We start from the raw sequence: 24837 nt of genomic DNA, 5'->3' as shown, positions 1-24837 counted from the left end.
CCCCTGTCCAGTCGGCATAGGTGGCCACCTCGTCACCGCCGGGGATAAACTGATTGAAGCCTCCGCGCAAAATCACTTATTCTTTTCCGTTAATAAAATGCAGGAGCAAAGTCATGACTGGCGAAATTCGTGGGCGAGGCAGGCCACGAAAAACAGAGAGTACCTATACAGATACCCGTAATGACCTGATCCGAAGCGGGCTTGAACTGCTCACGCAGAATGGTTTTCTTTCAACGGGAGTCGATGCCATTGTCAAAAATGCCAGTGTTCCTAAAGGCTCATTTTATTACTATTTCAAGAGCAAAGAAGAGTATGCCCAGACTGTTCTGAGCGCCTATGACAGTTTCTTTGTGCATAAACTCCAAAAACATCTGTATGAATCATCCTTCACACCAATGATGCGTCTGGAAAATTTCATCGACGATGCCTGCGACGGCATTAAAAAGTACAATTTCACCCGGGGCTGTCTGGTTGGCAATATGATGCAGGAGAGTCCGGGTCTTCCACTGTCCTTTATCAAACAGCTCCACGAAATACTTGAGCGCTGGCAGGCGCTTGTGGCGTGCTGTCTGTCCGACGCGTTATCTTCGGGCGAAATCCGTTCCGATATGAATAATACGCAACTGGCGGCCATTTTCTGGAGCAGTTGGGAGGGTGCCGTAATGCGTGCCAAACTTTATTGCTCAACCCAGCCTGTGTACGACTTCTGGAGCTATTTCAAAAAGTCAGTACGCTATCAGCCCTCTAAGGACACGGCTGTTGAAAAGTAAAAAAGGGGCCGCAGCCCCTGATAATAATTATCAAACCCAGGCTGAGCCTGGCTTCCACTTCATTAGCTACACTGAATTACTGCCCGGCCACGAATTCCGCCACTCAGAAGTTTTTCGGCCACATTGATGGCATCACTCAGCGGATAAACGGTGGTCAGGCTATCCAGTCTGGACTCCGGTAAATACTGTACCGCCTGCTGCCAGATCGCCGCTCTTTTTTCCTTCGCGAACATGACACTGTCAATCCCTTTCAGCGTGACGCCACGCAGGATAAACGGAGCCACATTCCCCATTAGTTCCATCCCCTGTGCCATGCCGCAGGCTGCAACAATACTGCCATAACGCACCCCGGCGCATACATTGCAGAGCGTATGGCTACCGACTGTATCAATGGCGGCAGCCCAGCGTTCTTTCTGTAACGGTTTTCCGGGACAGGAGAGCTCGGAACGGTTAATAATCTCGTCCACACCGACCGTTTTATAGAGCCAGGCAGCCTCTTCCGGGCGTCCAGTAGACGCCGTAACGCGGTACCCCATTGATGCAAGGATCATGGCCGCAATGCTCCCGACGCCGCCGCTGGCACCGGTAACAAGTACCGGACCATCTTCAGGCTTAATACCATGATTCAGAAGTGCGTCTACGCACAGCATCGCGGTAAACCCAGCTGTTCCGATTGCCATTACGTGTTTGCCGTTAGCGCCAGCCGGGAGCGGCGTCAGCCAGTCTCCATTTACCCGTGCTTTTTCGGATAGTCCGCCCCAGTGTTTTTCCCCAACACCCCAGCCGGTCAGGAGAACCTTATCTCCGGCCTGATATTCGGGATGTGAACTGGCGGACACTGTACCGGTAAAATCAATGCCGGGCACCATGGGAAAGCGTCGGACGATTGGGCCCCGGCCCGTAATGGCCAGTGCGTCTTTGTAGTTGATGGATGAATAGTCAACATTGACCTCCACATCCCCCTGCGGTAGTTCACTTTCAGCGATTTCAGCAAGTTGCGCACTATAGCGTCCATCTGTTTTGTTGATTAATAAAGATTTAAACACGTTCACCTCGTTTGTCCGGGCGTTTACCGTTCAGTCATTAAGTCGTCAATAAATAATATTGACCGATCGTCTAATAATCAACACTACTATCCCAGTGCTTTGCCAGCATTCAAGAAACATTATTCATTTCATGCACTTAAAGCTGTCTTTTTTGACCGACATCAAACTGTATTCTGGTTTATCTGGTGCAGAGGGAAAATCAGCATCCCTGAAGATACATAGCTAATGCTTCAGAACACGGCTGATGATGCGATAAAACAACCAGGCTTTAATGAGTTAGTCTGAGCGGACCTTCGGCTCAGTAAATAGGTCCGCTCCGTGCCAAGAGCAGACGCTGGTAATTCGGGTAATGGTGCCAACTTACTGATTTAGTGTATGATGGTGTTTTTGAGGTGCTCCAGTGGCTTCTGTTTCTATCAGCTGTCCCTCCTGTTCAGCTACTGAAGGCGTGGTGCGTAACGGTAAAAGTACTGCCGGACATCAGCGCTATCTCTGCTCTCACTGCCGTAAAACATGGCAGCTACAGTTCACTTACACCGTCTCTCAGCCCGGTACACACCAGAAAATTATTGATATGGCCATGAATGGCGTCGGATGTCGCGCCAGTGCACGCATTATGGGCGTTGGCCTCAACACGATTTTACGACACTTAAAAAACTCAGGCCGCAGTCGGTAAACTCACGCATACAACCGGGCAGTGACGTCATTGTTTGCGCGGAAATGGACGAACAGTGGGGTTACGTCGGCGCTAAATCACGCCAGCGCTGGTTGTTTTACGCGTATGACAGGATACGGAGGACGGTTGTGGCGCACGTATTCGGTGAACGCACGTTGGTCACGCTGGAGCGTCTTCTGGGCCTGCTGTCGGCCTTTGAGGTCGTGGTATGGATGACGGATGGCTGGCCGCTTTATGAATCACGCCTGAAGGGAGAACTGCACGTTATCAGCAAGCGATATACGCAGCGCATTGAGCGGCATAACCTGAATCTGAGGCAGCATCTGGCAAGGCTGGGCAGGAAGTCACTGTCGTTCTCAAAATCGGTGGAGCTGCATGACAAAGTCATCGGGCATTATCTGAACATAAAACACTATCAGTAAGTTGGAGTCATTACCGGTGCTCTGATATATTTATTATACTATAGTGGGGTATGTGTTGATCTTAATGTAATACTCCCCTATAGTATAAGAAATACAGAGCAGTGAGGTAAGCAATGCCCAGTACTCCTGAAGAGAAAAAAAAGGTCCTAACCCGGGTTCGCCGTATCCGGGGTCAGATTGATGCTCTGGAAAGAGCACTTGAAAGTGGCGCTGAATGCCGTTCCGTTCTCCAGCAAATCGCCGCCGTCCGGGGCGCCGCTAACGGACTGATGGCAGAGGTGCTGGAGAGCCACATACGGGAAACCTTTGACCAGAATGACAGCTACAGTCATGAAGTCAGTAAATCAGTTGACGATACGATTGAGCTGGTTCGTGCCTATCTTAAATAGGTGAGGCCATTATTACATTGAGGATATATTACGTATGAAATCACGTGCCGCTGTTGCATTTGCACCAGGGAAGCCCCTGGAGATTGTTGAAATTGATGTTGCTCCGCCTAAAAAAGGCGAGGTGCTGATTAAAAACACCCACACAGGTGTCTGCCATACCGATGCCTTTACCCTCTCAGGGAATGACCCTGAGGGCGTTTTCCCGGTGGTTCTCGGCCACGAGGGAGCCGGTATCGTCGTTGAAGTTGGTGAAGGCGTCACCAGTGTGAAGCCGGGTGACCATGTTATTCCGCTCTACACCGCTGAATGCGGGGAGTGTGAATTCTGCCAGTCCGGTAAAACGAACCTCTGTGTATCGGTTCGCGAGACTCAGGGCAAAGGACTGATGCCTGACGGGACCACTCGCTTTTCATACAACGGTCAGCCTCTTTACCACTACATGGGATGTTCCACATTCAGTGAATACACCGTTGTGGCCGAGGTTTCTCTGGCAAAAATTAACCCGGAGGCGAACCATGAACACGTCTGCCTGTTGGGTTGTGGCGTGACTACCGGTATTGGCGCCGTCCATAACACGGCTAAAGTGCAGCCGGGCGATTCAGTTGCCATTTTTGGTCTGGGGGCAATTGGTCTGGCTGCGGTACAGGGGGCCCGTCAGGCAAAAGCGGGACGTATTATCGCTATCGATACTAATCCGACAAAATTTGACCTGGCCCGTCAGTTCGGGGCCACTGACTGCATTAACCCGAATGATTATGACAAACCGATTAAAGATGTTCTGCTGGATATCAACAAGTGGGGTATTGACCATACCTTTGAATGTATCGGTAACGTTAACGTCATGCGTGCAGCGCTGGAAAGTGCTCACCGTGGGTGGGGGCAGTCCGTTGTCATTGGTGTCGCAGGGGCCGGACAGGAGATTTCCACCCGTCCTTTCCAGCTGGTCACCGGGCGCGTATGGAAAGGTTCCGCGTTTGGCGGAGTAAAAGGCCGCACTCAGCTCCCCGGTATGGTCGAGGATGCCATGAAGGGGGATATTGACCTTGAGCCATTTGTAACCCATACGATGACACTGGATGAAATCAATGACGCCTTCGAGCTTATGCATGAAGGCAAATCTATCCGGACAGTGATTCATTACTGATCCCATCAGAATTTTAATCAACTCAAACTGAAGGAAGTGGAAAATGACAACTCCGGTAATTTCTGGTGACGGCATCTTTTCTCATGTGTTCATTGGCGCAGCCGATGTCGAGAAATCCTCCGCATTTTACGATGTCGTCCTGGGCACGCTTGGTATCAATAACCTCGGCCCGTTTGGCAACGGCTGGGTACTCTATGGCCGCGAAAAGCCGGCATTTATCATTGCCCGTCCGGGCAACGGTGAAGCACCTTCCGCTAACGGGGTGACTGTCGGCTTCGCTGCTGCCACCCCGGAAGAGGTTGATGCTTTCCATGCTGCCGGCCTTGCCGCCGGTGGAGCTGATGAAGGTCAACCTGGCCCGCGTGGTCACCTTCCCGGGGCCTATGCTGCCTACCTGCGGGATCCGGCGGGTAACAAAATCACGGCGTATACGTTTATCTGACGTCCGGATTTAAAGATACTTCCCCTGGCTTCGGTCAGGGGAAATAACCATGAGATAACGGCTGATGGAACTCATTGAGCAGCATGCCAGCTCTGGCGGCTGGCAAAACGTGTACCGGCATTATTCACAATCCCTTAATTGTGAAATGAATTTCGGTGTGTATCTTCCTCCCAAAGCAGTAACAGAAAAACTGCCGGTACTATACTGGTTGTCGGGCCTGACCTGTACTGAGCAGAATTTCATCACCAAATCAGGTATGCAGCATTATGCAGCCCGGCATAACGTCATCGTTGTTGTCCCGGATACCAGTCCCCGGGGTAATAATGTCCCGGATGCCGACAGTTACGATCTTGGCCAGGGGGCCGGTTTTTATCTGAACGCGACGGAACAGCCGTGGAATGTTCATTACAGGATGTATGACTATATTCTCAGAGAGCTTCCGGATGTCGTCATGAATCATTTTCCTGCAACGGCAAGAAAATCTATATCCGGTCATTCTATGGGAGGGCTGGGTGCTCTGGTGCTGGCTCTGCGAAATCCTGGTGAATATGTGAGCGTATCAGCATTTTCCCCGATAGTATCGCCTTCTCAGGTGCCATGGGGGCAACAGGCATTTAGCGCTTACCTGGGTGAAAACAGAAAAACGTGGGAAGCCTACGATCCAGTCAGCCTCATTTTACAGGGTGAAAAATTACCAGAAATCTTCATTGATCAGGGGCTGAGTGACGCCTTTTATGAAGAGCAACTGCGCACCAAAATCCTTGAGAGAGTATGCAATGAGATGAACCTCAATGCGTCGTTCCGATATCATACTGGATACGACCACAGCTATTATTTCATTTCCAGCTTTATTGGTGAGCACATTGCTTACCATGCCAACAGGCTCAGGCTGTCAGCATGAGTTGATTTCCAGCCTCAGAAAATGTGCTTAATTTTCAGGCCTGAACAGGGCCTGAACCCTGCAGACCTGAGATGTACTGTAACTGAATCGCCACGGATAATCTAGACACTTCCGAGCCGTTGATGGACTGACCCCGCCCCGGTAGACGATCCTGCCCTATAGTTTGGACTGACCCCACGCCTGTAGACAAATCCTGTCCTCACGACGAGGCCTGTTCGAAGGCCTCCGGACTGACGTCGCCGAGGTGGCTGTGGCGCCGGGACCGGTTATAGAAGACTTCAATGTAATCGAAGATCCGCCCGGGCCAGATCCCTGGTTTTATATATGCGTTTTCTGATCCGTTCTTTTTTCAGCGAACTGAAGAACGATTCGGCCACCGCATTATCCCAGCAGTTGCCACGCCGGCTCATGCTCGGCGCCAGGTTATTGGCCCGGTAGAAGCGCTGCCAGTCGTCACTGCCGTACTGGCTGCCCTGATCGCTATGTACGATAACCTCGCTGTCTGGTTTTCGGCGCCAGACCGCCATCATCAGCGCGTCGAGCGCCAGTTCGCGTGAGAGAGTGGGTTTCATCGACCAGCCGACCACATTACGGGCGAAGAGATCGATAACCACCGCCAGATACAGCCAGCCCTGCCAGGTGCGGAGTAGAGTAAGAGGCAGGGCGTAGTCGGACTATTTCCCTGCCTCTCCTCCCCGAACCGGACGTGCACCTTTCAGCGCATCCGGCTCTCCATTTAAATGCTGGCGAACGCCATTGCCACTTCTGTAAAGCGCGATGTATACGTGTTTCTGGTCTCCGTCCTCAGATAGGGATTACCTTCGGGTAGCCGCCAGCGGAACAGCTTCTTGCCTTGCCCCACCAACCGGTACAGTATTTCGCCGCTGAGCTTGCCGTGATTGGTTTTACCAAATAAAACCCACGTTTTGCTCTGACCCGGTTTCGGTGATTTACACCACCACCTCATCAGGGAAGCGATACCTGTACGGTATTTGCGGGCCAGCCAGTGAGCCAGCTTCCAGAACACGACACGGTCGATATAACTGAAGACTTTGGCCTTAAAATCAACGAACTGATAGAACATGGCCCAGCCTTTCAGTTTTCGGTTGAGTTGTTCAGCCATATCGACTTTGCTTTCACTGTAGTTGCCTGATAACAGTGCTGTCAGCGATGCGGCGAAGTTTCTGGCTTTCTCCTGCGGGATCGTTGAGACCACTCGCATCTCGCCATAACGACTGCGTTTGCGAATGATCCTGTGCCCCAGAAAGATAAAGCCGTCATTAACATGGGTGATTTTAGTCTTATCCATGTTCAGCCTGAGTTTCAGACTGCCTTCGAGCACACCCCGACACTCCTCCCTGATGGCTTCCGCCTGTGCTTTGGTGCCTTTGACGATGAGGACAAAATCATCGGCATAGCGGCAGTACGCCACCGCGGGTTTCCACTGCCAGTTTTCTCTGACCGCCGTACTTCGGCCCCGTTGGATACTGTTATTCCAGTACCACCGATCTTTTCTGGCTTTCCCGCTCAGGTAGCGCTCATGCAGGTATTGATCGAACTCATTCAGCATGATGTTCGATAATAGCGGCGATATAACACCGCCCTGTGGTACACCTTCACTGGCCGCCCGAAAGAGACCGACATCGATATGTCCCGCCTTGATGGTTTTCCACAGCAGAGTCATGAAACGTGCGTCACTGATCCTGCGGCGTACAGCCTTCATCAGCAGTCGATGATGTACGGTGTCGAAGTAACTGGACAGGTCGCCTTCAATCACCCAGCGTCCCCGGGTTTCACCACAGTCTGTGAGCTGTAATTTCACCGTGCGGATCGCGTGGTGGACACTGCGCTCAGGCCGGAAGCCATATGAGAGCGTATGAAAATCACTCTCCCATATCGGCTCCATCGCCATCAGCATGGCCCGCTGAACAATACGATCCCGCAACGCGGGGATACCCAGTGGTCGCAGTTTGCCGTTGCTTTTAGGGATGTAAACCCGTCTGGCGGGCAAGGGCTGGTAGTGGCCTGAGAGTAATTCATCCCTGAGGATTTGCAGCTCAACAGCCAGTCTGGCCTGTAGCATTGTTTTGTTCACGCCATCAATACCGGGGGTATGCGCCCCCTTTGATGAAAGCGTGATCCGCGCCGCTTCAGCCAGCCATTCTGGTTGTGTTATCAGACGCAGCAGCCGTTGAATCCGTAGGGACGGATCGGTGGCTGCCCATGTGGCAAGCTTGCGTTGCATTTCGCTGATTATCAAAGGTCTTCACCTCGTTAGGTCAGTTAATTCACGTCGCAAACACATTCAAACTGCTTCCCTTCGCCATGTAATGGGCTTTCCCCATCGCGGACTACTACGGAAGCTCCGCCAGCCAGCGCGTCATCGGAGCCATGCCCCCTTAACATCCGTCGCTGACCTTCCCCGGTTTACCTGCCTGGACTCAGGCATACTGAGGAGGCTGCCCGTCGCACTCTTTATCCTTGCTTGCCGCAAGTTGGCAGAAGTCAGCATCGCAAGCGTGATAGACGCTGCTGCCCCGGTGTTTCGCATACATGTCAAAACACCTTCGACCGGCAGTGCTTACGTATCACTGCCAGTTCCTCCTGCACGGCCTGTCAGATCACGTAGGCCGTGGTGACGTTTTCAACCCACAGAGGCGGATTAACGGGTTCATGTTCTTCAGCCTTTCAGTACTTAACCTTGAGGATCATCTCGGCTTAGTGATCTCGCCTCAATCCCCGTTGTCAGCGGGTTACATCACCCTGCGGGCATGCCGCAGGTCACTGCCGCTCAGGTTCTCCACCGTCACACCCGGTGGGATTGTTGGGTTTCTCATCGTGAGTTACCGGTTCAATATTCCAGACAGACTCGCGGTTCATTTAAGCATCCATGCCCGCCCTGAACTCCGGGCACACTATAAGTAATATCGGTGACCCAGACCTGGGTGGCCCGGACAACGGTGAACTGCCGCTGCACGAGATTAGGAGCAACGACTGAAGGCCTGCCAGCGATACGACGTGGCGCTTTATAGCCGCGCACAGCTTTAATCCGGTCCAGTTGCATGATCCGACCCACCCGGTTTCTACCACAGGTTTCCCCGATTTCGTTCAGATCGCCATGAACCCGCCGGTAACCGTATACGCCTCCGCTCAGGGAATATGAGTCGCGGATAAGCATCAGCAGGCGCTGGTTATCTTTATCACGCGCCGAGACAGGGTTATGCAGCCACGCATAGAACCCGGCCCGGGCGACATTCAGTACCCGACACATCGTCATCACACCCCATACAGTTCGGTGCTCATTGATAAAGCGGTACTTCAGTCGGGCTCCTTTGCAAAGTACCGCGCGGCCTTTTTCAGGATATCCCGTTCTTCTTCGGTGCGTTTTAGCTGCGCCCGGAGTTTCAGGATCTCGCTTTTAGCTTCCAGTAAATCCCGGGCATGCTGCTCGCTGTTATCAGGTTTGATAGCCCGTAGCCACTTGTAGAGGCGGTGTGCAGAGACGCCCAGACGCTCAGATACTTAGGCGACGGAATAACCGCGTTCCGTTATCTGACGGACGGCTTCTTCCTTAAATTCAGGTGTAAATCGTGGTGTGCCCATACGCTCCTCCTATACTCAAACTATAGGGCAGGATCGTCTACCGGGGCGGGGTCAGTCCAGGGAGCCGTTAACGACCTGATGGCGGTTGTTCTGGAAAGCTATCTTCGGGAGGAATTCCCCGATACGGGCAAACGAAATGAGTCGCAGAAGAGGTCAATCGACGACACCATTTCGATAGTCCGCTCCTATCTCCGTTAACTCTGCCAGGCAGATGTCTGATGGGGTCTAAAACTGTAATGAAAGGAAATGACATATGAAATCACGTGCATTATTCATCTGTATTTTTTAATTGGTACCCGAAACCGCCTGAGTGTCGCCATCAGCTGGGTCTGGAACCACAGCGTCGCGTACCGGGGAGCCCGCATTATCACGGGAGCCAAATCTCCGGTCCCGGGTACGCCGCCAGCCAGTTCTCATACAGAAGGCGGATCCGCAGGGTACCGCTGAAACTTCAGCGGTGTCCCACATGGTACCACCGGGCCCAGCTTCAGCAATCTGTTTCCAGTCACACAAACGCTTTTTTCGACGGGCTTTCTGATCGAGCGGTCCGGCACACCAGATACCGTCACAAGAGGTGGCCTTATTAAGAGCGGACACACCTAGCACAGGAAATTCTATGGCAAAGAAACTTTTCGGTTATCATCCCATCCTGACTGACGACAACAATTCAGTTGTGATTCGCGGTGCTCGCGAGAACAACCTTAAAGAGGTGGATGTTTCCATTCCGCGCAACGCATTGGTTGTTTTTTCGGGTGTGTCAGGCTCGGGTAAGTCTTCACTGGCCTTTGGCACCATTTATGCTGAGGCGCAACGGCGCTACTTTGAATCGGTTGCCCCCTACGCTCGTCGCCTCATTGATCAGGTCGGGGTTCCGGATGTGGATGCCATTGACGGACTGCCGCCAGCCGTTGCGCTTCAGCAACAACGCGGTGCCAGTAACGCGCGCTCCTCTGTCGGCAGCGTGACCACCTTATCCAGTCTGGTGCGAATGATGTACTCACGGGCGGGCGCTTATCCTGCCGGACAACCGATGCTGTATGCCGAGGATTTTTCTCCCAACACGCCGCAGGGGGCATGCCCTTCTTGCCATGGTCTGGGCCATATCTATGAGGTAACTGAAACACTGATGGTGCCCGATCCCTCACTTAGTATCCGTGAAAAGGCTATTGCTTCCTGGCCCCCGGCCTGGCACGGACAGAATCTGCGGGATATTCTGGTGACGCTGGGGTATGACATCGACACTCCCTGGAAAAATCTGCCAGCGGAAGACCGTCAGTGGATCCTTTTTACCGAAGACACCCCCACTGTACCGGTTTTCCCGGGACTGAGTCCGGAAGATACGCGCGAAGCCGTCAGGAAAAAAATGACGCCGGGTTATATGGGGACCTTCACCGGGGCACGTCGTTATGTGCTACATACCTTCGCCAGCACGCAAAGCGCGTTGATGAGAAAACGAGTCTCCCGTTTTATGGAAGGCAAGCTGTGTCCGGTCTGTCACGGGAAAAGACTGAAGTCAGAATCATTGTCCGTCACCTTTGCCGGTGTGGACATTGGTGAATTTATGCAGATGCCCTTAGACCAGCTGGCGGAATTGCTCCTTCCAATCTCCCGGGGGGATTTCAGTGCCCACCACGCCGGCGCAGATGCCGACAGGGATATCACCCGTCGGGATCTGACAGAGCGTGCTGCATCCGGAAAAGCGGTCCATTCCGATAACGCCGATGTCTGCCGGACATCGGCGTTATCGGAAGAGAAACGACTGGCGGCACAACGGCTGACCGGTGGTGTCATGGCCCGGTTGTATCAGTTGCAGAAGCTGGGGCTGGGTTATCTTACGCTGGACAGAGCAACCCCAACTCTATCTGCAGGAGAGCTTCAGCGACTGCGTCTTGCCACGCAACTCAGTTCGATGCTGTTTGGTGTGGTCTATGTTCTTGATGAACCGTCTGCGGGTCTGCACCCCTCAGACAGTAAAGCGCTTTACGATGCGCTTGAGAACCTTCGTGATGCCGGCAACTCGGTGTTTGTCGTTGAACATGATCTTAACCTGATGCGACGGGCGCAATGGCTTGTTGATGTGGGACCGTCGGCTGGTGAACAGGGAGGACATGTTCTCTACAGTGGTATTCCTGAAGATCTGAAAGCCGTCACCCAATCTCGTACCGCGCGTTATTTATTTGATGAAGTCCGGCCACCACAATCTTTTGCCCGTATCCCATCCGGGTGGCTGAAACTGCAGGGGATCCATCGCCACAATCTTAAGTGGATCGATGTTGATATTCCTCTGGGTGTGCTGACAGCCGTGACGGGAGTCTCTGGCTCCGGTAAATCCAGTCTGATTGCCCAGGCCTTACCGGAACTGGTGCTTTCTTCACTTGGCGGTGAGCCAGAAGACGTGCTTTCCGAAGCCAGCGACGCTGAGGGGCCATCCGTAACGGAGAAAACGTACGGTACCCTGACCGGTGATACCGGACTGGTAAAGCGTCTGGTTCAGGTTGACCAGAAACCGATAGGCAGGACCCCCCGTTCAAACCTGGCGACATATACCGGGTTGTTTGATCCTGTTCGTAAGCTCTTTGCCGGAACGACTGACGCCAAACTCCATCATTACGATGCGGGTCAATTCTCTTTCAATGTGGCAAAAGGCCGCTGTGCAACCTGTGAAGGTGAAGGATTCGTCAGCGTGGAGCTGTTGTTTATGCCGAGCGTGTATGCACCGTGCCCGACCTGCCATGGCGCGCGGTATAACCGGGATACTCTCAGGATCTGCTGGCAGGACAAAAATATCGCGGAGGTCCTGCATATGACGGTGGATGAAGCCAGTCAGTTCTTTGCGACTGAAGAACCAGTGGCTCGTCCCCTCCGTCTGCTGAGTGAAATTGGTCTGGGCTACCTGCGTCTGGGACAACCAGCAACCGAGTTATCCGGAGGGGAGGCGCAAAGGATCAAGCTGGCAACCGAACTACAACGTAGCCAACGTGGCCACACGTTGTATATCCTAGATGAACCGACAACCGGCCTGCATGCTTCAGACGCCGACCGCCTCCTTGTGCAGCTGCAGCGGCTTGTTGATGCAGAAAATACGGTGATAATGATTGAACACGATATGCGGGCGGTTACTCAGGCAGACCAGGTTATCGACATCGGTCCTGGAGCGGGACATGAGGGAGGACGCCTGGTTGCCGCAGGAACTCCCGAACAGGTATCGCAGGTCAAAGAAAGCCGTACCGCACAGTATATTGCCAGGGAACTCTCACGGAACGGTTAAAAAGGGCTGTGTCGTCATTGCGTCAATGGCGGCACATTCCCGGCGTGTTCTGTATCAGTAATCTCCCGCAGGTATAATTTCAGCGCATCCCACTGGTTCAGCGCGTACGCGAACGCCTTCGACAGCTCCGAGTGCCGTGACAGCGTTTTCTGCTTTTCACGCAGCCAGCCCTCCAGCGCGGTCAGCAGCGGTACCGCTTTTTCCTGCCGAATGGCCAGCCGTTCCGCCGCGCTTTTGCCCCGGATGCCCGCCTCGATGCCATACAGCTCGCCGATACGGCACAGCGCTTCGGTCGTGGTGTCAGAGGGCGTCCGCACGTGCACGTCCGCCTGCAACACCCCGCTGAACCCCGCAAGATGCGACTGCGGATGTGTAACGCTGGCGTGATAGAAATTTTAAGTCAGTCATCAGGTGTCCACCTAATTAGGGGTCAGTTTGGATATCGAAAATTATTGTACGTCAAGGTTATTTTTTGACCTCTCTACTTTAGCGGGCCTCAGCCGACGAAACTTATCGGAAGCCGGTACCGGCCAGTCTGACTGAAGATGGAAGCAAAATTAATGCTGTGGGCTACCATACCTTCTTTAACAGGTGATTTGTGAACTGCAACTTCTCGGAACGGGAGTTTGCGCAAGGACCGGAAGTCCGCTTTTCGCTCATAGCGGACCGTTCCTGCGCACATGTCTGCTATGTGGTAGAGGCAGACAATACTTACAGCACAGGGCGTTAATAAATACGGAACAGATCAACCGCAGATGCCTCCTCCTGAATGTATTAATTTTGCTATCTCGTCGGCAAAATCAGGGAACAAGTCTGGATATGGAAGCGCCTGGCAGCTGAAAGTATGAATAATAACGCCCTGACAGGATATTTTATTGCACCCTGTCAAAAGTCATACATTCTTTCCCGGTTTTTGCTTTCTCATACCGGATAACTCTATTTAAGGCTTAAGGATAACCTTCGTCCATCCTTCATCCCGCTCATCGAAGTGCTTATATCCGGCAGGAGCCTCTTCAAGCGAAAGACGATGAGAAATTATTTTGCCCGGACTGGCTTTATCGTGATGGATGAGGCGAGACAGCTGACGGTTATAGGCCTTAACGTTCGCCTGGCCGGTACGGATTGCCTGTCCTTTAAACCAGAAACTCCCAAAATCAAATGGCATCTTACCCTCTCTGGCAAGCTCCGATTCAGCCCCCGGATCCTGAGGAATAAAGACGCCAACCACACCAATTCCCCCGGTTGCTTTCGTCGACGCAACAAGACTGTTCATGGTAACAGAGTTATCTTCATGGCCATGTTTGTTACAGCACTGATAGCCAACACATTCGCAGCCACAATCCGTACCGCGTCCATCCGTCAGGTCGAGAATTTTTTGTACAGCTTCATCGCCAGTAGCATTGATGCCCGTCGCCCCCATTTTTTCAGCCAGAGCCAACCGGTCTGTGTGCGTATCAACCACAAACACCTGTGAAGCACCTTTAATGATCGCCGAATGAGCTGCCATCAAACCGACCGGCCCCGCGCCATAAATGGCCACGCTTTCACCAGGCTTCAATCCGGCAAGTTCTGTTGCATGCCAGCCGGTAGGAAAAATGTCAGAGAGCATCACATAATCATCTTCTTTTTCTGCCGCATCAGGGGGAAGAACAAGGCAGTTAAAGTCGGCAAATGGCACCCGAAGAAGTTCCGCCTGACCTCCCTCCCAGGGACCCATTTCAGCAAAACCATAAGCTGCGCCTGCCGTACCCGGATTGGTAGTGAGACAAAAGCCGGTCAGACCTTTTTCACAGTTTTCGCAAAAACCACATCCCACGTTAAACGGCAGACAAACATAGTCGCCCACCTTAATACGTTCAACGCCTGAGCCAATTTCGACCACTTCACCCAGGTTTTCGTGACCCAGAATCCGTCCCTGTTCAAAGCTGGTCCGGCCCTCATACATGTGCAAGTCCGACCCACAAATGTTGGTGGTGGTGATGCGGACGAGTACATCCGTGGGGCGGACAATTTTCGCATCCGGTACGTCTTTTACTTTTACATCATAAGGACCGTTGTAAATTACTGCTTTCATGATCTTCTCCTTCTTGCGTGCGGAAAGGAAATGCTGCCCCGCGGATTGGGGTATCAATCGAGTTTAGCTGCCATAACAGATCTCGCGATCGGCGAAAGGACGATTAGGATGTTTCTTAACTAAGTGCATTGAAGTCTGTAAGACAGGTACTTACCGATGAAGGCTGCCTGGAAAACGTAAAAACATCACACGTTAATCCGGTTTTTTTAAGCAGGCAAGGGATTACGGACAGCTTTGAGCGAGAAGCGGATAAAGTAAATCTATCTCATTTCTGCATTGTGCCAGAAGTAGACATAGGTGAATTAGGTAACCCTAGAGATGCACTTTGAATCAATGATATGAAATGCTGAAAAGGTAATTAACTAATTCAAAATTTGAATAATCAGTTATCTCTTCCATGCTTAATACGTAACCTTAGCTAAGGAGAAATTATGTTAGACGAATACAAAAAATGCATCGAAGCCTGTTATCTATGTGCAACGGCATGTGATAACTGTGCGGCTTCGTGTCTCGACGAAGAGAATCTGGAGATGATGCGCGAGTGCATAAAACTGGATATGCAGTGTGCAAATATCTGCCGTCTTGCAGCTCAATTCATGACACTAAATAGCGGGTCTGCCCAGGATCTTTGCCGTCTTTGCGCTGATGTTTGTCAGAAGTGCGGTGACGAGTGTGGAAAGCATGAACATGACCATTGTCAGGATTGCTCAAGCGCTTGTCATCACTGCGCCGAACAATGCAGAAAGATGGCCGCCTGAGAAAAACTCAAATTACCAAACCCGCTTCGGCGGGGTTTTATATTCCCGGTAATAAGTCGTAGAAGGATGAGATAGATGAGTTTAAGAGTACGGGCGGGAAATAGATCTACTCGAAAGTACTAGCCTCAATGACAAATTCTGGCACAGATTATTTGATTGGCTCAATGTCCGTTTTCGCTGACAGCGGACTGCACCCCGCCGGGGTGACCGCTTCGTGCCAGAATTGGACGTTTCCAAAATCTGCATGCACTAATCGGTGGAGAGCAGATCTCACTGCATAGCCATGCAGACGCGCAGAAATCATCAGGGGCGTTTGAAAGGTGCCGGAAACAGGCGGGAGGCCGCAGAAACGTGCTGAGGGCGCCTGCGGCGGTGCGCCCAAGGGTTGTTATGTTTAATATGGCAGAACTTTCCTGTCGCTATCATTTTGACGCCCGCTATTCGCTCATAGATATGCCTGTCGCGTTTGCGGCTTTACTTGTTATACCCAACCTGCCTGATTTTTATCGCCAGCATCCCGGAATTGAAATTATCCTGAGCAGCTCAGACCGCCGACGGAATATGCTGCATGATGGCCTGGACTGCATACTGAGGGTGGGGGAGCTGGACGATGGCGACTATATCGCAAAGGAGGTGGGAACCGTTAAAATGACGACCTGCGCCAGTCCTGCGTATCTTGATCAACACGGCACCCCGGAAACAATGGACGAGTTGCAGCAGCATCAGGCCGTCAACTGGATTAACAGCAGCAACAGACAAGTTATGCCCTGGACATTCGGGACGTCAGAGGGCTCCACCGAAATTGAACTTCCAGGCAGGCTTGTCGTGGATAACTCAGAAGCCTACATTGCAGCAGGCCTGGCGGGGCTGGGAATACTACAGGGCATGAATATTTTTTTGCAGCCTTATCTCGATCGCGGGCTGTTGGTAGAGGTTCTGCCAGATAATACGTCCCCGAATCGCAAACTGTAACTTCTGTATCCGCACCGCCATCTCTCCCGAAAAGTACGGGCGTTTACCGACTGGCTGGAAAGTTTATTGTAAACGCCTGGGGGCCTGCAGCCTGCTGGTACGTGCGCTGCCTTTTATCGGCCCGCCAGCTTCTGTATGGCTTCACGGACAGGAGCATCGCCAGACGTCAGCTCAATGATGACGCGGCTGACGGCAGGTTGCTCAATGAGTTCAGCCAGCGTAGCCGCCACGTCATCACGGGGCACGTTACCATACGGGATGGCCAGGCCGGCACGTACATAACCCGTACCAGTCTTATCCTGCAGCGCGCCGGGGCGCAGGATCACCCAGTCAAGCTCGCTTTGTGCTAGTTCCACATCGGCCATTTTTTTAACACGCATATAATTTTCGAATGATTCAGAAGTGGTTTCTCCCCGTGCGGACTCCGGGAATGCAGAAACGAGCAGAAAGCGAGACACACCGGCACTGAGGGCGGCAGCTACCGACTTTTTCAGCCCTTCGCCGTCGACCGCATTGGTCATCTCCTGTCCCCCCTTACCGCCGGCACCGGCAGTAAACACCACTGTATCACTACCTGCAAAGTGCATCGCCAGCGCAGCTGCATCCAGCTCTGTCAGGCTCCCACTGACGGGCTCAGCACCCAGCTCGCCTAGCAATGCCTGCTGCTCTGGCTTACGGTAGAGGGCACGAACAGCATGCCCCCTACCTGAAAGGATCCTGCACAGACGCTGGCCGATTTTGCCTGCACCACCGATAATGAAAACATGAACCACAGTTGTCTCCTTCTGGGGTTATGATGTGTCCGAAATTATAACCTGACATCAGGTCAGTTCCTTTGAGCCTGACCGATTGCACTGCATGCTGCTGCCAGCACCAGACAGCTGGTCAGATACTCAGTTGTTCTTATAGCTGAGAACAACAGCCGTACCGATTTAGCTCTCCCGTCACGATGAGAACTCCTGAACCGGTTACACGCAATGCCGGCCAATATCTTCCGTTATATTCGAAAGATCCACGCAAGTTACTGAAGTGCGAGGGACGCAATGTGTACCTTGAACGAACTGAAGTCAGCGGAACCCTGAAGGTTCGATTCCATAGCGTTCAGAAAACTGCTTGCTGAAGCTCGATAGTGAATTGTAACCCACCCGCCCCGCGACCGTTTTTACCGGCAGCGTCGATGTCATCAGCAGGCGGAGAGCCTCCGCGATACGTGCATCGGCGATAACTGAGCGTAAGCTGGTTGACTCACTGGCCAGGTGGCGCCGAAGCGTGGGGCCACTGAGTCCCGTCAGATCTTCAATTTCAGCAGCACTCCAGGGATGAGCCGGTTTGTCCGCTACCATCTGACGGATTTTCATGGCCAGACTTGGCTGCCGGGCTCGCAGCAAAGCATGGTATCCCATGCCATAAAGCCAGAGCACCACTTCAACCATGGCGTGCAGGGAAAGCGGACGCTTCCCTTCCCGCATTGCGGCTGTCCAGCGGTTAAGGGGTGAAAGAAGAGCTGATACGGAAATGGCTGCGATGCTGCCGGTGTCCTGTGGTGGTGGTGCGGCAAGTAACAGCCTGGCTGCTTCAAGCTGTTCCTCCGCGAGCACCACGCTCAGGGCAACAAACTCACCACTTTGTTCTGAAGGGGCATATTCTATATCGATGCTACGGGCATTCGGGACGACCATAATCTCGCCCGGGATCACCCGGTGCCATTTCTCATTTTCACGATACCGGAATTCTCCTTCCAGCGGGAAGGAAAGGGTCGCACCTTCCACCTCGAACTTCTTTACCTGATGCGTCTGTTCTGCGCGAAGGCAATCGCAGGGAAGTGGAAAACGGGAGCGTGCCAGGGTAAGAAGCTCAGCGAGGAGATCATCAACGGGAGAATCGGAAAAGCTGACTGTTTGCATATTCATCCGGAATTTGACTTTGACCGCTATTATACGTCGCCATATACAAAAGCATACAGCGACGCGTGCGGTTGTCTATTCCCGGATGACAAAAATCAGGCCGATTATAGTTATTGCCATACCCACAAGCATGGGCAATGTAATGGCCTCTCCAAACAGCAACCACGCTTCAGCTGCCGTGAGAATGGGAACCAGGTAAAAGTAAGTAGCGACTTTGGTTGCTTCACCGCTTCGTATCATAAAAATCAGCAACATAATCGCCAGAACCGATACGCCAATAACCAGCCAGCCCAGACCCAGCGCAAATGATAAGCTCCACTGCGTCGGAGCAGATTCGAACATCAGGCTAATTGCACCCATCGATATTGTCAAAGTGACGTACTGTAAAAACGTGTTCGCAAAGATATGTCCATCTCCCTGAGCACGGCGCTGATAAAGCGCTCCGATCGTTACGCCAAATAACCCCAGCATGACCGACCCAAAAGCCACAGGATCCAGTGCAAAACTATGCTGGCCTGGCGAGAGCACCAGGAAAACGCCCGCAAAGCCAATCGCAATACCCAGCCATTTCCGGGGATGCAGGGACTGACGGTGCATGAGTGAAACCAGTATTGCAGTCAGTACCGGCTGCAGGCCGGTGATGAGCGCCACAATGCCTGACGGCATGCCACGATGGATGGCATAAAAGCATCCGCCCAGAAAGAAGCTCTGCAGGAAAAGTCCGACAATCAGGTTGCGAACCATTCCTCTGCCGGACGGAAAACGGGCCCTGAACCCCAGTGTAAGCAGCAGAAGGACCAGACAGGAAAATGCGCCACGCAGGAATAAAAGATGAAACGGCGCGCTGTACTGCACGGTAAATTTGGCTGCGACAAACCCTGACTCCAGAGGAATACAAAAAGCCAGGGCGCAAGAGTAATGAGCCATTTTTTTGTGAGGCAGTGATATTCATAGTATTGCAGGTGGGTTCTTGTCGGGCGATATGAAAGGGGATCTTCCCGGTCACTATTGTGTGCACCGGGAAGGAAGGTGATCAGACTGCGGGTGACCACAGGTCGTAATTCAGTGCGAAGCTGTTACCTTCACGGATAACCTTACCGGTAGTAGGCAGGTTGAAGTGCATACCACTGACAGCCAGGTTATCGCTCGCTGCGCGGTCAAGCACTTTGCTACGGATGGCCGCCGCCGCCGCAGGATCGCTGTCGAACGCGATAGTAACGTCAGGCTGAGCAACCTGAATGTGCGGGAAGTGAACAATATCACCCCAGATGAGCAGCGACTCTTTTTCATCACCCAGCAGATAACCGGTATGTCCTGGTGTATGGCCGAACAGCGGTACAGTCTGAATACCTGGTAAAATCGCTTCCTCGCGGAATGGCACCAGTTTGTCGTCATAAGCGCTGAAGGCGTTCCTTGCTACTTCAAAGAACGGCTTGAATGCGTCAGGCGCGCCAGCGGAAATGGTTTCATCACGCCAGAAAGCGAGTTCTTTCTCATGCACAAACAACTGCTGAACATTGCGGAAAACGGGAGTCTGCAGGGGGCCTGCAAGCCCGCCGATATGGTCAGGATGCGCGTGAGTCAGGAGAAGGGTATCAATCTGAAGCGGGTCAATGCCTGCCGCGGCCAGGGCTACCTGAAGCCGACCGCCCCAGCCATTGATACCTCCGGCACCACTGTCAATCAGGATGGTTCGCTCAGGCGTCTGGATAACGTAGACGTTGATATTAATACGGGGTACTGCTGGCACACCGCGCTTCTGCAGTAAATCCTCGGCACGTGAGCCGTCAATACCAGACAGCAGCTCAAAAGATACGTCCAGATAGCCATCACTCAGCATGGTCACAGTCATGTCACCTACTTTTTTGCGATTGATAGCCGGGGCCTGCCAGTTCAGTTGTGAAGTCATATTGGTCTCCGTTACGATTAGAGGTCATCAGGTTTTACTTTAGCAATAGTAACGAAATTTCTGGTTCGAACTGCTCATCCTGCTACGTAAACCGCTCATTCTTAAAATCCGGAGCACAGCAGGTTATATTGCTTTTGCCTTTCTCATGTAAGGTGTCGGTATTATCTTTACCGGAGCCTGTAATGGACATTATTGGAATTATCATGTCGGCGGGAAAAGCCTCTGACCAGTCCTCAAGCACCCGACAATAGTGTCCCGCCTCAATCCCCGCCAGGGCAGAAGACTCCGGCAGGTAGGCCAGGCCGTAGCCATCTTTTACTGCCTGAAGCATTGGATAAATGCTTGAAAAAGTAAGCTGCCCGTCCACTTTTTTCACAATCTCCCCCTGCCTGACAAATTCCCAGCCATACAGCGGGCCTGTGGGTGACAGACGTATATTGATGCAGTCATGTTTTTCCAGCTGAGAGGGATGTAGCGGCAGACCTCTTTCTGCAAGATAGGTGGACGATCCAATGACGACAAACCGTATGTCCGGTGCGATTCGGACGGCCACCATATCCTTTAATATGTCATCACCAATTCGGACTCCGGCATCAAAATTGCCCTCAACAATGTCGACAAAACCGTTCTGCTGCGACATTTCCACCTTGATATCCGAATATTTTTTTAGTAACGGTGACAATCGTGGCCAGAGACATTCATGAATCATGTGATCTGATACCGTAAGTCTGACCAGCCCAGCCGGTGTATGGCGCAGTCTCTGAAGAGCTGTCACGCCCGCTTCAATGCGCGCAAGACCGGGTTCAAGCGTCAGTAATAATTGTTTACCGGCTTCGGTGACAGCCACCCGCCTGGTTGTACGCATAAGTAACGGCATGCCAACGCGCTCCTCGAGACGACGTATCGTGTGTGAAAGCGTGGATGCCGAGATCCCGAGGCGGACAGCAGCCCGTGAAAAACTGCACTCCTGTGCTACTGCCATGAATGCAACATAGTCATTAAAATCGTGACGCATACCGTTCCCGTTCAGGATCTCCGATAACATTATCAGAACCATTTAGGTTCATGATGCCGATTCTGTGAGCCATCAGGCAACCCCCCCGTTCCGCTCATCCGATCATAATTTTTATAAATCTAGATATTGGTAAATCTCAATATGTGGAATAAAGTGTCGTGGTTCTGCGGCTACATCGGCCGAACGACGACATGCCAGGTCGTAAATGCTGAGACATGGCGTTTCAGTGATATTGAAAATTCGCTATATCAGGATATGTAATGAAGACGAAAAACCTGTTCTCTCCCACCAGACTAGGTCCCTACACCCTGAAGAATCGTGTTGTACTTCCGCCTTTAACCCGCTCACGGAGCTCACAACCGGGTGATATTCCGAACGAACTGATGGCTGAATATTACGCACAGCGCAGCAGTGCCGGGTTTATGGTGACCGAAGGAACACAAATCGAACCTCGTGGGCAGGGTTATGCGTGGACCCCGGGGATCTACAGCTCACGGCAAGTGGAAGGCTGGAAGAAAGTGACGCGGGCAGTGCATGAAAAAGAAGGCATCATTTTTGCCCAGCTCTGGCATGTCGGAAGAGTATCCCATAACTCCCTGCAGCCATGTAACGCCTCGCCTGTCGCTCCGTCGGCGATACCGGCAGGGGAAAACGTTAAGGTATTCATCGAAACCGGGCCGGGAGAGGGTGCGCTGGCTACCGCTTCCTGCCCCCGCGCACTGGAAAAAGAGGAAATTAGTGAGATTGTCAGGATGTACGCCGGGGCAGCTCAGAACGCCCTTGATGCCGGTTTTGACGGTGTGGAAATTCACTGTGCAAATGGATACCTGGTTAACCAGTTCATGTCATCCCATAGCAACAAAAGAGAGGATGAATATGGTGGCTCATTACATAACCGGCTGCGGTTTCTGCGCGAAGTGACGCAGGCTGTCGCTGATGTGGTCGGTAAAGACCGTGTGGGAGTCCGTTTTGCTCCGCTCTTTCAGACCACGGATGAAGTAAGGGTCTATCTTGGCCTGGTGGAAGATGATCCCCATGAAACCTATACCGAAGCCGTTAAAATTCTTGAAGAAATCGGAATAGCCTATATTTCTCTTGCTGAAGCCGACTGGGATGATGCTCCCGAATTGCCTGAAGCATTCAGAGCTGAAGTCCGTAAGTTATTCAGCGGTGTAATTATGTATGCCGGGCGATATACGCAAGAAAAAGCCGAACGGATTATCGGTGCTGGCTGGGGAGACATTATCGGATTTGGCCGCCCGTTCATAGCTAATCCGGATTTACCGCAGCGCCTTTATCATGAATGGCCACTGAATCCGGTCGATCCAACAACCATGTATGGTGGAACGGCAAAAGGCTACACAGATTATCCCGCCTTTGGCTAACCATTCTTATGAGCATCAGCTTTTCAAAAGCTGATGCTTAACGTAGAGAAGTATCGTAACATTGCAATTCCTCAATGCGACAAGTGACAGAGTTTATGCCTGATATTGATTTGAATGACGTGATTAAGGCGCTGGGAAACCCTGTTAGAAGAAAAATTCTGCATATGCTCAAGGAACCGAAAATACACTTCCATCAGCCTTATGCTGATGCGGACGAGTTCGGTGTGTGTGTCAGTATCATTCAGGAAAAGGTCGGGCTCTCACAGTCTACCGTTTCTCTTTACCTCTCAGCTCTTCAACGGGCACAACTTGTTACTTCTCAGCGCATCGGTCCCTGGACGTACTACAAACGTGACAATGATAAAATAAGGGTTGTTCTTGAGTTGCTGAAAAATACAATCTGATACAGGACTGAGCACATTCAGTGTAACAGTACCGGGGGTTCGTACTTGCGATCCCGGCAGGCATTCCATGAAAGCGCACTAATTCCTCAATATCAGGCTGCAGACCGGTCATAAGAGGCTAATAGTTTTGCAAAATATCCACCAGTTTGGGTCAAATCACTCTGTCGGTTGGTGTGCATACTCGGTGCAAGGACCTGCAGATATTTAAGATGGCGGATAGCTTGTTACAGTGCCGCTGATGACATTCCGACCCTGTTGCCGTCCGGGTAAGATAATACCTCTGACAGCGGTCATAAAAGCCCAACATAATTGTCTTTCGAGCCATATATTAATCGCTCATCGCGCTCTCTTTTTCGAAGAGGTGTCACTTAATCATGATCGGTCAGTACAAAAAGACAGTGCTTTTCCAAATTCCGGACGGTTGTATGCGAAAACGGTGAAGCTCAACAAATGGTGTCATCGCTGTGCAATGCTCTGCGGGCTCATTCTTTCAGTTAACTGTTTGGTTACAGCTTCAATGAAGTATTTCAGTTAATTCACAGCGAGGGTTTGAGGAAACCACGCTGTGATTACCCAACGCTCATCCGGAGCATCCGGATTGAACTGTCGCTGGAGCTTGTTGGGCGACACGATACTGGCCTCGCCTTTACATGCCCTCGGGCTCCGGTATCCGACCTGAGCCTTTATCCCGACACGTTTCATCAGTCGCCAGACTCTGTTCACTCCGCACTGTTGCCCGCTGTCCCGCAGATCCAGATGGATTTTGCGATAACCATAGACGCATCCCGATTCCAGCCAGAACTGTTTAATCTGTCCTGTCAGTCTCAGGTCTGCCTGATGGCGTTGTGAATGCGGCTGCTGAAGCCAGGCGTAAAAACCACTGGGATGTTCATCCAGCACCCGACAGAGCAGGCGAACAGGCCAGCAATAGGTGTTGTCACGAATAAAGGCGTACCTCAGTCGGACAGCTTTGCGAAGTACGCCGCGGCTTTTTTTAATATGTCCCGTTCGTCGGTAACCCGCTTCAGCTCTTTCTGAAGACGGCGGATCTCGGCCTGAGCATCTGACTGTTCTTTATTAGTGGAAGAATCCGGACCGTAGTTCTTTATCCAGGCGTAAAGGCTGTGGGTGGTGATATCGAGACGCGTTGCAACGCTGGCAACAGAATAACCGCGATCAACAACCTGTTTGACTGCTTCAATTTTAAACTCTTCAGGATAACGCTTACCGCTCATGGGCACCTCTCTTTAAGTCATCTTAAATGACTCTGAGGTGTCTGTTAAACCTGTGGCGATTCACCTCGCGTCCTTCCGTTCAGTATAGCCTCAGTCCCTGACACCACCCGAGAACGGAATGACGTCCCCTTTCTCCCTCCCGGTGTTGCGTTCAAGCTCCCTGACATACTGCTGTAAAAGTATAAGGTTATGTAACAGCTCTACATTTTCAGCCATCATCTTTTTGATTTCTTCCCTCAGCTCATTTCTCTGACGGCGATACTTTTCTTTCAGCTTGATCTGCTGCTCAATGCCCTGCTCATCAACCGGCGCGGTGCCCTGGCACGTTTTTTTCAGACTGCGGATAGCCTCCCTGACCTGCCTGTACTCAGGACAGTTATAATTCAGGGTGCCGTTTGCCAGCCCCGCTCGTTTTTCCACAGCATACTGGCTGATACGCTCCCCTGATAACATCAGTTCCCTCAGGGCCTGCTCTGCTCTTGCCTGTGTTTTTTTAACCCCCGACTGTTCGTTCGTCATG

Annotated in this window: 19 protein-coding genes and 5 pseudogenes; 11 read left to right on the top strand and 13 right to left on the bottom strand. The window is 52.0% G+C overall.

Translation table 11 applies throughout. From position 1 onward, the window contains the following. Window positions 1-113 precede the first annotated feature (113 nt). Complete coding sequence (locus tag ACJBF3_RS19065; protein WP_023280966.1) at window positions 114-770, top strand: TetR/AcrR family transcriptional regulator; 657 nt, start codon at window positions 114-116, stop codon at window positions 768-770. A gap of 62 nt (window positions 771-832) precedes the next feature. Here ACJBF3_RS19065 and ACJBF3_RS19060 read toward each other — a convergent pair whose 3' ends face one another. Next, window positions 833-1816 (bottom strand): MDR family oxidoreductase, encoded by a 984-nt coding sequence (locus ACJBF3_RS19060; protein WP_023280857.1) that lies wholly within the window; start codon window positions 1814-1816, stop codon window positions 833-835. Window positions 1817-2216: 400 nt separating this feature from the next. Between ACJBF3_RS19060 and ACJBF3_RS19055 the strand changes: the two genes are divergently transcribed. The 5 genes from ACJBF3_RS19055 (at window position 2217) to fghA (ending at window position 5790) form a co-directional block, all read left to right on the top strand. Next, window positions 2217-2914 (top strand): IS1 family transposase gene (locus ACJBF3_RS19055; RefSeq protein WP_223195083.1). Its coding sequence is split into 2 segments (ribosomal slippage): window positions 2217-2466 and window positions 2466-2914, totalling 699 coding nucleotides; the frame shifts between segments, so codons are not numbered across the junction. A gap of 113 nt (window positions 2915-3027) precedes the next feature. Next, complete coding sequence (frmR, locus tag ACJBF3_RS19050) at window positions 3028-3303, top strand: formaldehyde-responsive transcriptional repressor FrmR (RefSeq protein WP_017384071.1); 276 nt, start codon at window positions 3028-3030, stop codon at window positions 3301-3303. A 34-nt stretch (window positions 3304-3337) separates the two neighbouring features. Next, on the top strand, window positions 3338-4447 hold the full coding sequence (frmA, locus tag ACJBF3_RS19045) for an S-(hydroxymethyl)glutathione dehydrogenase (RefSeq protein WP_017384070.1): 1110 nt from the start codon (window positions 3338-3340) through the stop codon (window positions 4445-4447). A gap of 43 nt (window positions 4448-4490) precedes the next feature. Further along, on the top strand, window positions 4491-4889 hold the full coding sequence (locus ACJBF3_RS19040) for a VOC family protein (RefSeq protein ID WP_012561111.1): 399 nt from the start codon (window positions 4491-4493) through the stop codon (window positions 4887-4889). A 64-nt stretch (window positions 4890-4953) separates the two neighbouring features. Continuing rightward, complete coding sequence (fghA, locus tag ACJBF3_RS19035; RefSeq protein WP_012561110.1) at window positions 4954-5790, top strand: S-formylglutathione hydrolase; 837 nt, start codon at window positions 4954-4956, stop codon at window positions 5788-5790. Between the two features lie 199 nt (window positions 5791-5989). On the opposite strand, the pseudogene ACJBF3_RS19030 reads toward fghA, so the two are convergent. The 3 genes and pseudogenes from ACJBF3_RS19030 to ACJBF3_RS19020 all read right to left on the bottom strand — a co-directional run. Next, window positions 5990-6446, bottom strand: a pseudogene (locus ACJBF3_RS19030) (IS3 family transposase); the annotation flags it as partial. Between the two features lie 80 nt (window positions 6447-6526). Beyond that, a complete protein-coding gene (gene ltrA / locus ACJBF3_RS19025) occupies window positions 6527-8035 on the bottom strand; it encodes a group II intron reverse transcriptase/maturase (RefSeq protein ID WP_406545239.1) in 1509 nt (502 codons plus the stop codon). A 672-nt stretch (window positions 8036-8707) separates the two neighbouring features. Next, window positions 8708-9393, bottom strand: a pseudogene (locus ACJBF3_RS19020) (IS3 family transposase); the annotation flags it as partial. Window positions 9394-10009: 616 nt separating this feature from the next. On the opposite strand from ACJBF3_RS19020, the gene ACJBF3_RS19015 reads away from it, so the two are divergent. Further along, window positions 10010-12661, top strand: coding sequence for an excinuclease ABC subunit UvrA (locus ACJBF3_RS19015; RefSeq protein WP_012561117.1), 2652 nt, complete (start codon window positions 10010-10012; stop codon window positions 12659-12661). Between the two features lie 71 nt (window positions 12662-12732). Here ACJBF3_RS19015 and ACJBF3_RS19010 read toward each other — a convergent pair. Both ACJBF3_RS19010 and ACJBF3_RS19005 read right to left on the bottom strand, forming a co-directional pair. Beyond that, a pseudogene (locus ACJBF3_RS19010) lies at window positions 12733-13032 on the bottom strand (transposase); the annotation flags it as partial. Window positions 13033-13601: 569 nt separating this feature from the next. Beyond that, window positions 13602-14735: a glutathione-independent formaldehyde dehydrogenase gene (locus ACJBF3_RS19005; RefSeq protein WP_022651297.1), complete on the bottom strand. Its 1134-nt coding sequence runs from the start codon at window positions 14733-14735 to the stop codon at window positions 13602-13604. 431 nt (window positions 14736-15166) lie between these two features. Between ACJBF3_RS19005 and ACJBF3_RS19000 the strand changes: the two genes are divergently transcribed. Next, entirely contained in the window at window positions 15167-15493 is a 327-nt protein-coding gene (locus tag ACJBF3_RS19000; RefSeq protein ID WP_022649401.1) for a four-helix bundle copper-binding protein, read from the top strand. A 447-nt stretch (window positions 15494-15940) separates the two neighbouring features. Beyond that, window positions 15941-16537: pseudogene (locus tag ACJBF3_RS18995) on the top strand (LysR substrate-binding domain-containing protein); the annotation flags it as partial. 41 nt (window positions 16538-16578) lie between these two features. Here the strand turns inward: ACJBF3_RS18995 and ACJBF3_RS18990 are convergent. The 5 genes from ACJBF3_RS18990 to ACJBF3_RS18970 form a co-directional block, all read right to left on the bottom strand. Next, complete coding sequence (locus ACJBF3_RS18990; RefSeq protein ID WP_007897903.1) at window positions 16579-17238, bottom strand: SDR family oxidoreductase; 660 nt, start codon at window positions 17236-17238, stop codon at window positions 16579-16581. A gap of 294 nt (window positions 17239-17532) precedes the next feature. Beyond that, complete coding sequence (locus tag ACJBF3_RS18985; protein ID WP_023279881.1) at window positions 17533-18369, bottom strand: helix-turn-helix transcriptional regulator; 837 nt, start codon at window positions 18367-18369, stop codon at window positions 17533-17535. 75 nt (window positions 18370-18444) lie between these two features. Then, window positions 18445-19296, bottom strand: coding sequence for a DMT family transporter (locus ACJBF3_RS18980; RefSeq protein WP_023279882.1), 852 nt, complete (start codon window positions 19294-19296; stop codon window positions 18445-18447). Window positions 19297-19402: 106 nt separating this feature from the next. Beyond that, window positions 19403-20278 (bottom strand): MBL fold metallo-hydrolase, encoded by an 876-nt coding sequence (locus tag ACJBF3_RS18975; RefSeq protein WP_017384065.1) that lies wholly within the window; start codon window positions 20276-20278, stop codon window positions 19403-19405. 82 nt (window positions 20279-20360) lie between these two features. Next, on the bottom strand, window positions 20361-21293 hold the full coding sequence (locus ACJBF3_RS18970; protein ID WP_158002126.1) for a LysR family transcriptional regulator: 933 nt from the start codon (window positions 21291-21293) through the stop codon (window positions 20361-20363). A 260-nt stretch (window positions 21294-21553) separates the two neighbouring features. On the opposite strand from ACJBF3_RS18970, the gene ACJBF3_RS18965 reads away from it, so the two are divergent. Both ACJBF3_RS18965 and ACJBF3_RS18960 read left to right on the top strand, forming a co-directional pair. Continuing rightward, window positions 21554-22678: an alkene reductase gene (locus tag ACJBF3_RS18965; protein ID WP_023279877.1), complete on the top strand. Its 1125-nt coding sequence runs from the start codon at window positions 21554-21556 to the stop codon at window positions 22676-22678. 95 nt (window positions 22679-22773) lie between these two features. Continuing rightward, window positions 22774-23082 carry a helix-turn-helix transcriptional regulator gene (locus ACJBF3_RS18960; RefSeq protein WP_032415288.1) on the top strand — a complete coding sequence of 103 codons (309 nt, stop codon included), beginning with the start codon at window positions 22774-22776 and terminating at the stop codon, window positions 23080-23082. Window positions 23083-23628: 546 nt separating this feature from the next. On the opposite strand, the pseudogene ACJBF3_RS18955 reads toward ACJBF3_RS18960, so the two are convergent. Continuing rightward, a pseudogene (locus ACJBF3_RS18955) lies at window positions 23629-24317 on the bottom strand (IS3 family transposase); the annotation flags it as partial. Window positions 24318-24407: 90 nt separating this feature from the next. Then, the gene (locus ACJBF3_RS18950) at window positions 24408-24836 is read right to left on the bottom strand and encodes a hypothetical protein (protein ID WP_017384060.1); all 429 of its coding nucleotides are present in this window, start codon (window positions 24834-24836) and stop codon (window positions 24408-24410) included. Between the last annotated feature and the right edge of the window lies 1 nt (window position 24837).

It is taken from the genome of Enterobacter sp. PP-008-ECC_S150, from assembly GCF_045257065.1.
In the GTDB taxonomy this organism is placed as follows: Bacteria; Pseudomonadota; Gammaproteobacteria; order Enterobacterales; family Enterobacteriaceae; genus Enterobacter; species Enterobacter chengduensis.
Note: the sequence above shows the minus strand (reverse complement) of the source record. Positions and strands in the feature narration are given on the sequence as shown.